Consider the following 13,787-nt stretch of genomic DNA (forward strand, 5'->3'; position numbering starts at 1 on the left):
CAAAGCAGTCGAAGTGATAAGCCTGCTTATGTGGCCATTCGCGGTGCCATGCAGTCGCCAGTTCGATGAGATCCGCCGCTGCACTAGATCAAGTTTTCGGACTTGAGCGCACGGCGACTGGAAGATTCTTGATTTGAAAACCGCACTTTGAAGACGCAGAGTTGGGGTTCATGCGAACAGGCTCGCTTGTTCGATTAATCCCGATTATCCTTGTAGGAAGTCGATTCCAGGGCGGTAACGTTTGACGATTGAAAGGTTATTAAGACGTATGCGAATGACACTACGGACTCTTCAGCTCCCAATGCTGATTGTTGCACTTTCGACGTTGAATACGCAAGTCACTTTTGCCCAAGAAGCGGCGGCCGCCGTTTCCCAAGAGCAAGGGGTGGCACCAAACGCGGAACTGCAGGATCGCTCGCATATCACTGCCAGTGAAGATGCTGACGTTGAAGTAGATTTCATCGCCCAAATGCAAAGTGAGGCAATTGAGAACAAGTCCGCGCCTTGGGGATACTGGGGATGGAATCCGCAGATTTATAGCGGCTGGACTAACCACTCAAATCGCTTGATTCCCGTATACACTTTCAACTGCTCGATGGAGAAGTATAGCGGCGTCGCCAGTGCCTATCGAAGTGAAACCAAACTGCAGGAGATTTACCATCGTCTGCCCGACAGCACCTTGAACATAGACGCGGACTATGCTGATCAAACCGATGTCTACCGTTTACAAAGAGACTTGGTGACTGAGGGCTACAACCGAGTGATCTTGATTGTGTTTGATGGCATGGACTGGCAAACGACGTGGATTGCGGCTACCTACGCTCAGCGCGAGGCCAAGTACTCAGCCGGTCGCGGCACTGGACTTCAATTCCAAGACTATCGGGGAACCACAACCGATTTTACTTATGTTGTGACCAGTCCTTATGATGTTGGCGGCGACGTTGATGTCAATGCGCAGTGTCGCACAAGCACCTCGCGTCTGGATCTCGGCGGTTATTCAACACGATTGGGAGGGCCTGTGCCTTGGAGCAGGCCAATCGATCCACGCTATCTGCTCGACAAAAGCCGAGCGGCCTTACACGCCGTCACCGATTCGTCTTCATCTGCCACTTCGTTGACCGCTGGTATTAAGACGTTCAATGGAGCTATTAACGTCGACGAGTTTTGTAATCCTGTCGAAACGATCGCTCATCAAGTCCAGCGTGATCATCAATGGGCTGTTGGTGCCGTGTCGAGTGTACCGATCAGTCACGCAACGCCAGCAGCCACCTACGCACATAATGTCAGCCGAGATGACTATCAAGACTTAACCCGCGATATGCTAGGCATCACCAGCGTTTTTAATCGCATTGAAACTAGACCTGGCTTGGACGTCGTCATCGGTACCGGTTGGGGTAACGAGATGATGATTGACGAGGAAGGCAGCCAAGGCGCAAACTTTGTACCTGGCAACAAGTATCTGACAGAAGCGGACCTCGTTACAGCCACCACTCGCGAGGTCAATCCTTATGTGGCTGTTGAGCGGACTGCGGGACGATTGGGGCACGAAATCTTACGAGAAGGAGTCGAGCAAGCTGTTCGCGAAGGGAAACGTTTATTGGGCTTCTTCGGTACTAAATATCAACACTTGCCGTTTCAAACGGCAAACGGAGATTACCAGCCTGTCGTCGATACGTCGAAACCAGAAGTTTACACTGAAGCAGATATTTCGGAGAATCCGCTGCTGGCAGACATGGCGGTCGCAGCACTCGATGTCTTGTCACAAAATCCTAATGGCTTTTGGGTGCTCATCGAGGCTGGAGATGTGGATTGGGCAAACCACAAGAACAACGTCGATAACTCGATTGGCGCGGTCCTTTCAGGCGATCAAATGGTCGGTGAAGTGTTCCGTTGGATCGAACGCAATGGCGGTTGGGATAAAACGGCGGTGATTGTGACGGCTGATCATGGCCATTACTTTAATATCGTCGATATCGAAGCGTTTACTCGTCCGACCCCAAAGTAACTTGAACATCGCGGGGCGTATTTTCACGGATCACTCGCAAGATCACTTTGTCGCCTGCGCCTTTGGATTCAATGACACTCAACAAATCGTCTGCGGATTTTACTTTGGCTCCATCGATGCCGACGATGAGATCCGCTTTGCTCTTGTCGAGCTGCTCGGTTTCGAATTCGAACAGCCCTCGACGCACTCGGCGCTTGGTTGTTTCAAAGCCTTTCAGACCTGCTCGCTCTGCTGGGCCGCCTGGGGTCACTTGGACAATCAAAAGCCCTTCGATCGTTTCATAAACCCGCGTGATTCCGACCGTCGGCCGAACGACGCGACCGTTCTGTATCAACTGCGCGACCACGCGCTGGATGGTGTTGACCGGAATCGCGAATCCAATCCCTGCATTATCGCCGGTGCTTGTCGCGATCGCTGTGTTCATGCCAATCAAGCGACCGCTGGAATTCAGCAGTGGGCCACCGGAGTTGCCTTGATTCAACGCAGCGTCAATTTGAATAATCGATTTGATCACGCGTCTGGTCTTGCTGGTGATTTGACGGTTTAAACTTGAGATAATGCCGTCGCTCATCGTACGTTCCAACCCGAACGGATTCCCGATCGCGACGATGTGTTGGCCAACTTTTAGGGTGGATGAATCGCCAAGCTCGATTGGGTGCAGAACCTCTTTCGGAGCGGTGACCTTGAGTACCGCGATATCATTGTCGGCGTCTTCGCCAATCAAGACAGCAGGGTAAGAATCGCCGTTAAACATGGTCACATTGATTTCGCGAGCACCCTCAACGACATGATAATTCGTCAAGATATGGCCCAGGTCATCAATCACACTACCACTACCGGTGCCTTCGATGGACGCTTCGCGGAAAATGCTGGTCGCTCGAACCGCCTTGGTAGAAATATTTACGACGCCGCGATTGGTGCGCTCGTAAACAGCAATGTTGATCGCCTCTTCCGGGTTAAAGATTTCTTCCAGTGGCTCACCGCGTGACACAGGCAACGGCAAGGCAATCGAAGCGACGTTGGGGCCTTGCGCGGTGGCGTTATCTAAGGTCAGCAACTCGCGGCTCAACACGCCGATGAGGATACCAAAGCCAATCAGTGCAAAAGCCGTTAACCGATGTTTCATAGATCTTCCTGATGTTTCGTGAAAACTGCTGTGGCTGGCCGAGCTAGGAATGCATACTGACCAATTGTATAGGCTATCACATTCCTCTCAATCGGAACAATAGTCGTCACGTGCGTAAACTGCAACGGGAAACGAAACTTACGGGGTCCAGTCGACTATTCCGTGCAGGAAAGCTGTGAGGACGATCGATATCTACCATCAGATTCCTCGCTTCGGTCGCTCCAAACCCCGCCTTGCCCGAAGCCGCAGCTTTCATTTGCAACTTTCCAATCCGAAAATATCGCCGGCCCTGAATCGAACAGTCAATCGCTTCCGCTCCAAACATCAGCGAGTTCGATTCAGGGTCTGAGAGAGGTACGTTTACGATGAAGAAGAAATTGTTTGCTATCGCACTTTGCTGCGCCTGCTTGGCCTCCAGTGCGAACGCCGGTTTCGACGGTTCACTTCCCCAGCTTTCCAGCTACAGTTCCAGCCTTTCGCTTAGCGGCTTTCCTAGCATTCACCGCGCTCTGGACCGTGGCCTCACCGTTTTCGATCGCGTTTGCGGCGACTATGCCCAGTTGCTCAGTCGACTCGAGTTAGCTCGCGCTACGGAAGCGGAATCCGCCGAGCAGTCCTTGGTCGAACCGGTCTACAGTTCCAACCCGTTAAAGGACTCGATCGCTTCTCGCCCGCCGACGCTTCAGCCCCCAGCGTACATTTTGCAAAACTCTTCCGCCGCCGATACTTCCCAGACCGATGGGCAGAAGAGCAAGTCACAAAGCACTCTTAGCTCGATCGTTCCACTGGCCAACAGCGTCCTAGAACGTCTGGAATGCGACTGTGTGACCTACACCGCCCGAGCATTTGAAGTCCTTTCTGATTTCAAGCAACGATCCATCCTGACGGCTGCAAAACTGACTTCCTCAGCAGTCAAACATCCTCAAGTCGCCTCTCCGATTGCGGCCCCCCAACCCTCCAACACCGCTGGCTCGCTGCAGCTTCTCCCCGCGCTCGACCCGATCCGCTCCCGAGCTTTGCTAGAAGAATACCAACCGTACGATCTCAGTTTTCATGATCGGCTATGGATTCAAAGGATGCATCATCAGCATTTTCCCTTGAATCCGACATCGGAAGATCTTGAAATACTCGATTCGTTCGTGGCCGCTAGCGAAGCGAACTGTTCACCAGGGGCAGGCAAGTGCCAAGAGCCAAGTCGTATGACTTCGCCGTTGCCTATTACGCTTATCCCCGCTCGAAAGCCCAGCCAAGCTCAAGCATACTTTGTGCGTAAGTATCCCATTGAGTTTTCTTTTGCTTCCGAGCCCGCCATTAGCCTGCCCCTGGTTGCCGCTGAAATTTCAGAGTTCTCCGATGCATCACCGATGCTAGCGGAATCTCCGGCCGAAGTAGATTTGCACGCGGTGTTCGGAAACCATGTCGTTCCATTTATCGACTTTCACGATATCGGGTTGGCTCGCTTGACTCGTCAGCAAAGCTATCTGAGCCAGTCGTTTATGAAAAAGCGACCTTATCAAGTTGCGGACCAAGCGAGTGGAACTCAAATAATAACCGCTAACTCTGTCGCAAATCCGTCAACGAAATTGATTTCCGAATCGATTGACGCGACCGATGAAATGTGGCGAGCCATCGCGGCTAGTGGCTTGAAGCAAATCAAGCATTCATTAGCTCAGGTTCAAAATCTGGTTGAACATCTGGAATCAGCGATCGTCACTGAAAATCCTGCCAAGGTTGCTCGCAAATCGACCATCAGTCGATAGTGCATTCAGCCAAGCTGTGGTAGCATGCCTGTATGCAAAAAGAATCAAAAGAGAAAAGCGTAATCATCGGCACCGACGGCACTCCAAGGTGCTATTGGTGCGCGACCGACAAAGAGTACATGCGGTATCATGACGAAGAATGGGGCCGCCCAGTAAACGATGATATTCGCATCTTTGAGAAACTGTGCTTGGAAGGTTTTCAATCTGGACTCAGTTGGCTCACTATCTTGCGCAAGCGTCCCGCTTTTCGAACCGCATTCGCTGGCTTCGATTTTCATAAGGTTGCAAAGTTCAATAATCAGAAGGTCAGCCAACTGCTGCAAGACACCGGGATCGTCCGCCATCGTGGAAAAATCAACTCAGTCATCAACAATGCCGCACGAGCGATCGAGATTACAAAAGAATACGGCAGCTTGGCCGCATTTGTGTGGTCTTATGCTCCCAAACAAAATGTGACACTTACCTCGAAAGCCGACATCAAGGCGACGACCAATGAATCTACCGCGATGAGCGTCGCGTTGCGTAAGAAGGGCTGGTCCTTTATCGGACCCACCACCTGTTATGCCTTCATGCAGTCGATTGGATTGGTGAACGATCACTTTGAACAGTGCGGTATCTTTAACGAAATAGAAGAGGAACGCCAATCGTTCCTTCATGAGTTAAGCAAAACTTAAGTGTACGATCGAAGTGCGAATTCATAGCGTCCATTTTACTAATCTTAATTCGCTGCAAGGCACTCACTCCATCAGTTTTACCGATGGAGCACTCGCGGGTGCTGGTCTGTTTGCAATCACCGGCCCGACCGGCGCCGGAAAGTCGACGATACTCGACGCCATTACGCTGGCCTTGTTTGGCCGCGCGTCGCGCTATCAATCAAAACCTTCTCCGCCGGACATGATCAGTCGCGGGACGGCCGAAGCAAAATCGGAAGTGGTCTTCCAAATTGCCAACGGAAAACGCTATCGCGCTTCTTGGCACCTCTATCGCGCGCGGAAACGCGTCGATGGAGCAATCCAGCAACCCAAACGATTTATCTACGACGAAAACGAAATCGAAATTGCAACAGGGCGACGTTGTGATCAAGTGATTGTGGAGTTGATAGGTCTGGACGCAGAGCGATTCTTTCGTTCTGCTATGTTGGCACAAGGACAGTTCGCTCGTTTCTTACAAGCTAACGACGGCGAACGAGCGGATCTTCTCGAAAGCTTGACGAATACCGAACTGTACTCGCAAATTGGTCAATGGACCTACCGCCGTTTCGATGAAGCCAAAACACGTTTGGCGGAAGAGCAGATTCGTTTAGACACCATCGCGGTCTTGGACGATCAAGCCAAGCAAGAACAAACCGATTTGATGGCCAGCAAGCGGCAATCGTTAACGGAACTGCGTTCAACCATCGCGGACTTGCAAAACACGATTCGCAATCGCGAACGTCTGATGGCCTTGGAGAACGATTGCAAGTCTTTCACCCAGCAATGCGATACGCTCAACAAGGATTTTGAACTACTGCAGCCAGATCTGGATCGCTTGCAGACCCATACATTAGCGCAAGTTTATCGCATTGAGTTAGATGCAGCTACCAATGCCGATTTGCAGTTCCACAAAGCGGATTCCTTGTGGAAACGCTCTCAAGACGCCGCCTCGCAAGCCGCCCGCCAGCGAATGCAAGCTGCTAGCCAAATTCAACGCTGGACCGCAACCCAGAGCGCTGCCATCGAGCTAAAGCTGGTTGAAATATCGGACCAGCGATTCGCTCTCGAATACCAGAAGAACTCACTTGACCTCTGGCTGATGGTAAACCAGTCGTGCAAAATTCTCGAGGGTCGAATGGCTGACATCCATGCAGCTTCTAAATCGCTTGCATTGATGGACCAGTCGATTGTTAACATACAAGAAACGCTGGTAGCCAAACGCAGCGATCTTCAGCGGCTATCCGATCGCACTAAAGAGCTCGATGTTGGTCTATCGGAATTGACGATCACGCTTGCTGAAAGTGACAATTCACTTGCGGTGGTCGAAGCGGAAGTGAAATCGATTCTCAAGGATGATACGCAGGACCAGGTGCTAGTTGCTCCTGAGACTATCCGAACAAAGATCAGCCAGTTGCAAGACGCACATCGACTGGCAAAGGAAATTGAAGCTCTGCAGCAAAGTATCGAAAGTGACGATCAAGAGTTGCAATCAACTTTGCATCAAATTGCACCATTGCAACAAGAGCTCGAGGGGCTCAATCAAACCGTTGCTGTTGCTGCTGATCTGATCGAGGCACTGCAAACCTCGTTTGTCCAAGCGGAAAAACTACAGTCCTTGGAAGAACACCGCCAGCAACTAGTCGACGACGAACCTTGCCCGCTGTGTGGCTCTACCTCGCATCCTTATCGCAGTGATGCAGGCCAGTTGCCTTCGCCCAACGAGCTGAAGGGGAAAGTTAAATCTGCCAAAGCAGAACTGGAAAAACATACGAAGCTACAAAAAAAGCTGCTGGAAAAGATAGCCACTTTGAGTGCGAATCAGGCATCGATCCAGAAGGTCCAACAATTCAATCAAAGCAACTGCCAACAGAAGCTGAACCAATTAACGCAGATTGCGGTTGCTTATCACCTGAAGGATGTATCCACCTTGGGCATTGCGGCATCGATCGCGTCAAAGCAATCCGAGATGGAGGAAGTGGAACGTCGCTGTACGGAACTGAGACGGCTGAATAAAGAGCTTCAAGATGCCATTCATGAGCGAGCTTTGCTGCGTTCTAAAACAGAATTACTGTCAAAACAGATCTCGGAAGCCCAAGCCAATATTCTCAATACCGAACAATCGATACTTGAGTTGGAATCGCGACTTGAGCAGTCGACCGCCGATCAAACACTGCATCGAAAGCAGTTTTATGCAATCTTTGCGGAATGGTATGAACCCAAGCACGATTTGGAATCCATCGAAGCGTCGATTGAGCAAGTGAAGTTGATCATTGATACGTTTAAGGCAAGAAGCGAGGAATCGAGTCGAATCGTTGCTTCAATACAGACGACAAATGCTGAGTTTCAGAATCTGTTGTTGGCTCAGCAGCAGTTGAAAGATCTCGCTAGCCAATGCGCCAAGGTCTTGGTCGACGCGGCTAGTCTTGAGGTGGATGAGCGACCGATGTCGACTTCTATCGAGTCCGTGGAGGCTGCCCAGAAATGGTTGGCCTCGCTGGAAAACGCGTGGAATGAAAAGTCTGCGGTTGCAGCGGCGCACCAAGAGGCTCTGGATAGCTCGAAGCTAGAACTTGGTCAGGCAGTCGTGGCTTTGAACAGCAAATTGGCCGACTCTGCCTTTGCTTCAGCTTCGGATCTGAAGGCGGCTTTCTTAAATGATGAATTGCGCCAACGGATTGAAAATACCCGCGACGGAATCCAGAGGCAGATGCTAGAGTTGCAAGCAAAGTTAGACCAGCGACTTGCTGAAAGGAATATGTTGCTTGAAGCACTTAAAGATTCTGTGGAGTCGATCGAACTGCTGCAGGAACGACTTCAGAGCCTTCAGCAGCAGCAAGAGCAAATCGCTAAAGAGATCGGCGCTATCGAACAGTTGCTAGCCGCGGATTATGAGAACCGATTGAAGGCCGCCCAAGGACGTGAGCAGTTTGAAGCTTTTGCCAAAAGCATTGAAACGCAACGCGTACTGTGTGACCTGATTGGTTCAGCAGATGGCAAAAAGTTTCGCACTTTCACACAGGGATTGATGCTGAACTATTTGATCAACAAAGCGAACAAGCACTTGAGACGATTTAGCGATCGGTACCAAATCGATCGCGGCGACGCTGGTGAACTTGACTTGGAAGTTTGCGACCTACATCAAGCAGGTTGTCGTCGGCCCCTAGCGTCGCTATCGGGTGGCGAGAGCTTTTTGGTGTCGCTGTCCCTGGCTTTAGGACTATCTGACCTTTCGGGTGCCAACGTCCAAATCGATTCGTTGTTTATCGACGAAGGCTTTGGTACTTTGGATGCTGATTCGCTCGACATGGCAATTTCTGCATTGGAGACTTTGCGGGGTGAGAACAAGATGATTGGAGTCATCTCCCACGTCGATGCCTTGAAGGAGCGTATTTCGACTCAGATCCGCGTCAACAAGTTGCGCAATGGTTGTAGTGAGATTGTGATTGAAGCATAGGCGACAACGATGATACGATTGTGTGCTACCTGAACGATCTCCGGGGCAATTCAGGAACGACTGTTTGTGGGCAGCGAGTTCTGAGCGACCGTTGCGCTTGCCCCAACGTGTCGCAATAGGATTGGTGTGCTAAATTCGCTGGGCACGCTGTCTAGAACTCCAAAGCGGTGTCCGACGGGGAAGCCCCAATCGGACATGCTCGCACGTCATGCTTTAGCGCACCAATCTCATGGCGAAGACTGGGCGCATCGCCCCGCTTCGCGTCGATGCTTGCACCGCAGCGCGATCCAAATCCCACCGGTTCGACCGGTGGATCGTTCGGCTTCTTGCTTTGCAGTAACGACCTTTAGCAAGAAACGGAAGGATCTCCCGGGCAAGCCGGGAGCAGTTGAAATTCTCTGTCGTCGTTCGCTCCGTCGAACGAAACGGTCTTTACTGTATCACTCGCAGAGCTATCGACGACTGTCCTTGCAAACTCGGTAGTTTTCTCGGGTAGCACGACACAATTCAAAAGCCGCCCTTCCCCCTTGTGCTCGCCGCCTGTCGCGGCGAGTACAAGCGGAGGGATGTTTCGTCATTTGAATCGGCAGCATCCCACACTTGAACACGCCCAGATGGCGATACCGCAAGCACCGCGTCTCCAGCGTCGTTGACCGCGATGTGCGAAACGCGATTATCAGTCACCGGCAGCGAGAGCAATTCTTGGCCAGCCTCAATATCCCACACTCTGATATCGCCAGAACCGCCTGAGACTAACCGCTTCCCGTCGGGGAAGAATGCCAGGCACCGCAACTCACCTTGGTTGCCTGTCAACTGAGCCACAAGTTCACGTGAGTCTGTTCGCCAAACTTTGATAGTGCCCGACTCGTTTCCACTAGCCAGCAACTGGCCGTCGTGACTAAAGATCGCGCTCATACCCCACGCCCAAAACGTTTGTGATTCAGAGAAGTTTGGATCACGCTGGCCTGTCCGCAAATTGAACATACGCACTTGGCCGTACTGCGTCCCACAGGCTAAAAAATCTTCGTCGTGTGAGAAGGCCATACCAACGCAGAATGCGTCGAACAAATGTACCGGTGCATCGGACGTTTGCTGTAAATCGCGCACTTCGATTGGACTTCCTTCACCACGTGTGGCGAGGAATCGCCCCGAATTAGACAAGGCCCAACAATGCTCGTAAATTGGATAACTCAAGTGAAACGTTCGGGATGTTGATTCCGTTGTGTTGAAAATTTCTAGTGTTGCATTTTCGCCGATTTTGGACGGCAGTTTAGTAACAAGAATGGAGCCATCTTTGGATATTGCCACGACATTTAGAATATCAGAACTCGGTGCGGTTGCCCCTGAATTTGGGTCCCAAAGGATAGTTTCGCTGTTGGAACTCAGTAACACTTTGCGGCCATGCGGAGCGAATGCCGCATAATGATATGCTTTCCCTTCGTCAGAGATGGTGGACTGATAGAAATCGACGGCAGGATTCCAAAGCCTCACTTCACCTCCTGCATCTCCTGAAGCCCATAGCCCCGATGATGATGGAAATGCAACCGCGGCTAAAGTGCGGCGGGACGGATAGACTTGAATCATCTCTAATGTGTCAGCCGAAACAAGTCGGACTTCGCGATCATTGCGAGAAGCGAGATAAAGCTCGTCGCCTGAATCGCTGAAGCAAACCGCAAGTAATGGTCCGGCGCTAATCGGATGCTGCTTGATGATCTCGCCGGATTGAGCTGACGCGATGACCAAATTCCCCCAATCCATTCCCGCTACTTGCAGACCATCCGATGATTCATCGCTCAACGAAACGTCGCGGTAGACGTTGCTCGCCACAGGCGTATTATCGATCAATTGCCATTGTGTCGAATGCTTTCCCTCCTGCCCCCAATCGACCGACGTGTAGAAGCGTTGGCTATCATCGGAAAAAAATGTTCGCAGAATAGGCCCGCGTTCGGCCTGGACTCTTGCTAACTCTTGCCAACTCCCCGCATCCCAAATTCGCAATTGGCCATTCTCGCTGCCGATCAACAGATACTTTCCGTCATTTGACATCGCGACCGACTTGATGTGCAGCTTTAACTCTTCGCTTTTTGTCACTTGAAGACTACGCAAATCGTAGACGTACAACACGCCATCGCTGCGGCATAGAATAAAGGACTTGCCATTGGGGTGAAATAAGCAGCCAGCAATCGCTTGCTCAAACACTTTTGAAAATATAGTTTCGCCAGTTAGGAAATTGCGTAGTGACGCAAAACCACTTGTCGTGTTGCCGCCGGTAACGAAAATTAGATTCTTTTGATGGTGAACGTCGATGTCCAGGACTTCTCCTTCGCCCGCATTAAACTGTACTTGCAGACTCTGGTGTAGGTTCCGTTTGAGGTAGTTCCATTCGAATCCACGAAAGTCAGAATCGCCTGCTTTCGGAATCACGGATTCGAGTAAGTCTTCCGCCCGAGCATAGTCAAATCGATTCATTGCTTGTTGTGCGAGGCTGATTTGCTCGCTGTAGTAGCGTCGTTGAGCGAGCGCTTCACTGATTTGTAATTGGCGATTGGCAATCTCGCGCTGAGCCAGCGCTTCCGACTTCTCTTGAAATGCGGTGTTTCGATCCGCCAGCGCTCTTAAGCGGGCGGCCGATTCGGACTTTACCTGCACGAACATTAAACTCAGAACCAGCAGTGAGGCAGTAATGACAAAGAATATCGAACTGACCAAACTAGCAATCATGGGGTTCCGCCTTCCCCACCCAATCGCATGCTCCACCAAATTCTGACGCCTTGCAAGAATCGGGCGGTTCAAAAGAAAATTATGCAAGTCGTCTGCAACTAACTGCGCGTTGCCATACCGCTGCACTGGTTCCTTGCGCATGCACTGCGTCACAATTGTTTCCAAGTCGATTGGGATGTTCGCTTCCAAACGACGAACGCTAATGGGTTCTGCATTGCGAACTTGATCTAACACATCGTTCACGTTGGAGCTTTGAAAGGGAGGACGCCCCGTAAGGCATTCATAGAGAACAGTCCCCAATGCGTAAACATCCATCGCCACGGTTGCCAGCTTCGCCTGACCTGTCGCTTGCTCAGGCGGCATGTAGGATGGTGTTCCTAACACAAATCCAGTGGCCGTGTCCCCGCCGTCTTTGTCTAAAGATTTCGCTAGCCCGAAGTCCGTGATCTTGGGAATCCATGAATCTGCATCGCGCAACAAAACGTTGCTTGGTTTAAGATCGCGATGAATGATCCGTCTGGCATGCGCGGCCGAAATTCCAAGTGCAATTTGCCGAACAATCTCAGCGGCTTGTTTGGGTGGCATCGGCTTGCCAGCCAACCGCGTCGACAGATTTCCGCCCGTACAAAGTTCCATTGCAAAAAATGGATTGCCATCCTCTTCACCGATATCGTAGATCTTCACGATACTTTCGTGATCGATCTTCGCAACTGCTTCCGCCTCGCTTCGAATCCGAGCCAACTCCTCTTCGCTTGCCGTCTCACCCGCTCGCAACCGCTTGATCGCGACGTTTCGCTTCAGTTTCGGATCCCAGGCCTCGTAAGCGACTCCCATCGCGCCGCGTCCTAACTCACGAACGATTTCATAACGGCCAATTTGTTTCGGCAGACTTCGCTGCCAGCCAAGCTTCGGTGATGGCTGGTCATCGCGTCCAGCGGCGGTTCTTTCCAAGGCTGCGGTCGTGGCGTCACCATGGACGTTCGAGGCCAACAAGCGATCAACCTCCCATTGGATCAACAACTCGTTCTGCAGCTCGGGAAAGCGGTCTACGTATTCTTTCACCTGAACGATTTGGCCAAGGGATTCACGCAGCGCGATTTCCTGACATATCAAAGACAGCCGAACGTCAACACTCTTGATATCAGAAATGGTGTGAGCCGATAGCGTCAGAAGCTCTTCAACGCCAATCTGCTTGCCTTCGATCCATTGTTGGCGTTGATACTCGATAAGTTCATCCATGTTCATGACGCTTACTCCGAGTCATCGACCAGACCTAGTTTTGAGGAGACGCGGCTTACCGCCCGTGAGAGTCGCTTGCGCAGAATGACTTGATCTTCACCTAACTCATCCGCAATCTTAGACCACGCAACACCGCGTCTTCTCAAGTGCAGCAAGACCCGCTCTTGCTCCGTCAACTGTTGATCGATCGCTTCTTTTAGTTCCGTCAAGATGATCGGCAGGCTGGGATCGCTGTCGTGAGCGTCTGCTATCTCAAGCTTTGGGTAATGATCCAGAGATAGCGTGATGGAGCGATCGCGTTTGGCCGAGCTTTCGTAACGACTGAGCATGAGGAATTTCTTGTTCACAATCCCACTCAGCAGTTTTCGTAAGTCCTCTTCGGAGTGCAACTCATACTCTCCGCACGACAATCGCAGGAGAAAACTGCCCAAGACCGACTGGCAAACATCGACCGAATCGGCGGCCGCGTTGAGCGACGCTTGCGCGATACGAAACCGTAGCGTTCGGCGAATGTAAGGCTCATACTCTTTGACAAAACACTCAATCGCATCGACATCCCCTGCCCGCAGCCGTTGCAGTTGCGAATGAAACTCAGTGATTGGTTCTGACGACAAGATCCACCTCATCCCTTACACAAGATTCGACCAGGATTTCCAGATAAACCTATAGGTTTTTTATAACAGATTACTTACAGCAAAACATTGACAATGGAACAATTTCGCCGAGATCCGGACAACTATGTTAACCAGAATTGCATCAGCTTCAGCGTTTGAATCAAGGATCGAAATCG

At 51.2% G+C, this 13,787-nt stretch carries 7 protein-coding genes; 4 read left to right on the forward strand and 3 right to left on the reverse strand.

What is annotated here, in order from left to right; all coding sequences use genetic code 11:
* Positions 1-274: 274 nt before the first annotated feature.
* Positions 275-2,005 carry an alkaline phosphatase gene (locus tag SH302x_RS10405; protein ID WP_479368648.1) on the forward strand — a complete coding sequence of 577 codons (1,731 nt, stop codon included), beginning with the start codon at positions 275-277 and terminating at the stop codon, positions 2,003-2,005.
* On the opposite strand, the gene SH302x_RS10410 is transcribed toward SH302x_RS10405, so the two are convergent.
* The gene (locus SH302x_RS10410) at positions 1,983-3,131 is read right to left on the reverse strand and encodes a S1C family serine protease (RefSeq protein WP_479368649.1); all 1,149 of its coding nucleotides are present in this window, start codon (positions 3,129-3,131) and stop codon (positions 1,983-1,985) included. The genes SH302x_RS10405 and SH302x_RS10410 overlap by 23 nt on opposite strands.
* Before the next feature lie 365 nt (positions 3,132-3,496).
* Between SH302x_RS10410 and SH302x_RS10415 the strand changes: the two genes are divergently transcribed.
* The 3 genes from SH302x_RS10415 to SH302x_RS10425 are packed head-to-tail and all read left to right on the forward strand — an operon-like array spanning position 3,497 to position 9,037.
* On the forward strand, positions 3,497-4,891 hold the full coding sequence (locus SH302x_RS10415; RefSeq protein WP_479368650.1) for a hypothetical protein: 1,395 nt from the start codon (positions 3,497-3,499) through the stop codon (positions 4,889-4,891).
* A 32-nt stretch (positions 4,892-4,923) separates the two neighbouring features.
* A complete protein-coding gene (locus SH302x_RS10420; RefSeq protein ID WP_479368651.1) occupies positions 4,924-5,565 on the forward strand; it encodes a DNA-3-methyladenine glycosylase I in 642 nt (213 codons plus the stop codon).
* A gap of 13 nt (positions 5,566-5,578) precedes the next feature.
* Positions 5,579-9,037: an AAA family ATPase gene (locus tag SH302x_RS10425; protein WP_479368652.1), complete on the forward strand. Its 3,459-nt coding sequence runs from the start codon at positions 5,579-5,581 to the stop codon at positions 9,035-9,037.
* A 507-nt stretch (positions 9,038-9,544) separates the two neighbouring features.
* On the opposite strand, the gene SH302x_RS10430 is transcribed toward SH302x_RS10425, so the two are convergent.
* Positions 9,545-13,003 carry a protein kinase domain-containing protein gene (locus SH302x_RS10430; protein ID WP_479368653.1) on the reverse strand — a complete coding sequence of 1,153 codons (3,459 nt, stop codon included), beginning with the start codon at positions 13,001-13,003 and terminating at the stop codon, positions 9,545-9,547.
* Positions 13,004-13,008: 5 nt separating this feature from the next.
* Positions 13,009-13,611, reverse strand: a complete 603-nt coding sequence (locus tag SH302x_RS10435; RefSeq protein WP_479368654.1) for a sigma-70 RNA polymerase sigma factor region 4 domain-containing protein — start codon at positions 13,609-13,611, stop codon at positions 13,009-13,011.
* Positions 13,612-13,787: the final 176 nt, after the last annotated feature.

Source organism: Njordella calcicola (assembly GCF_056494125.1).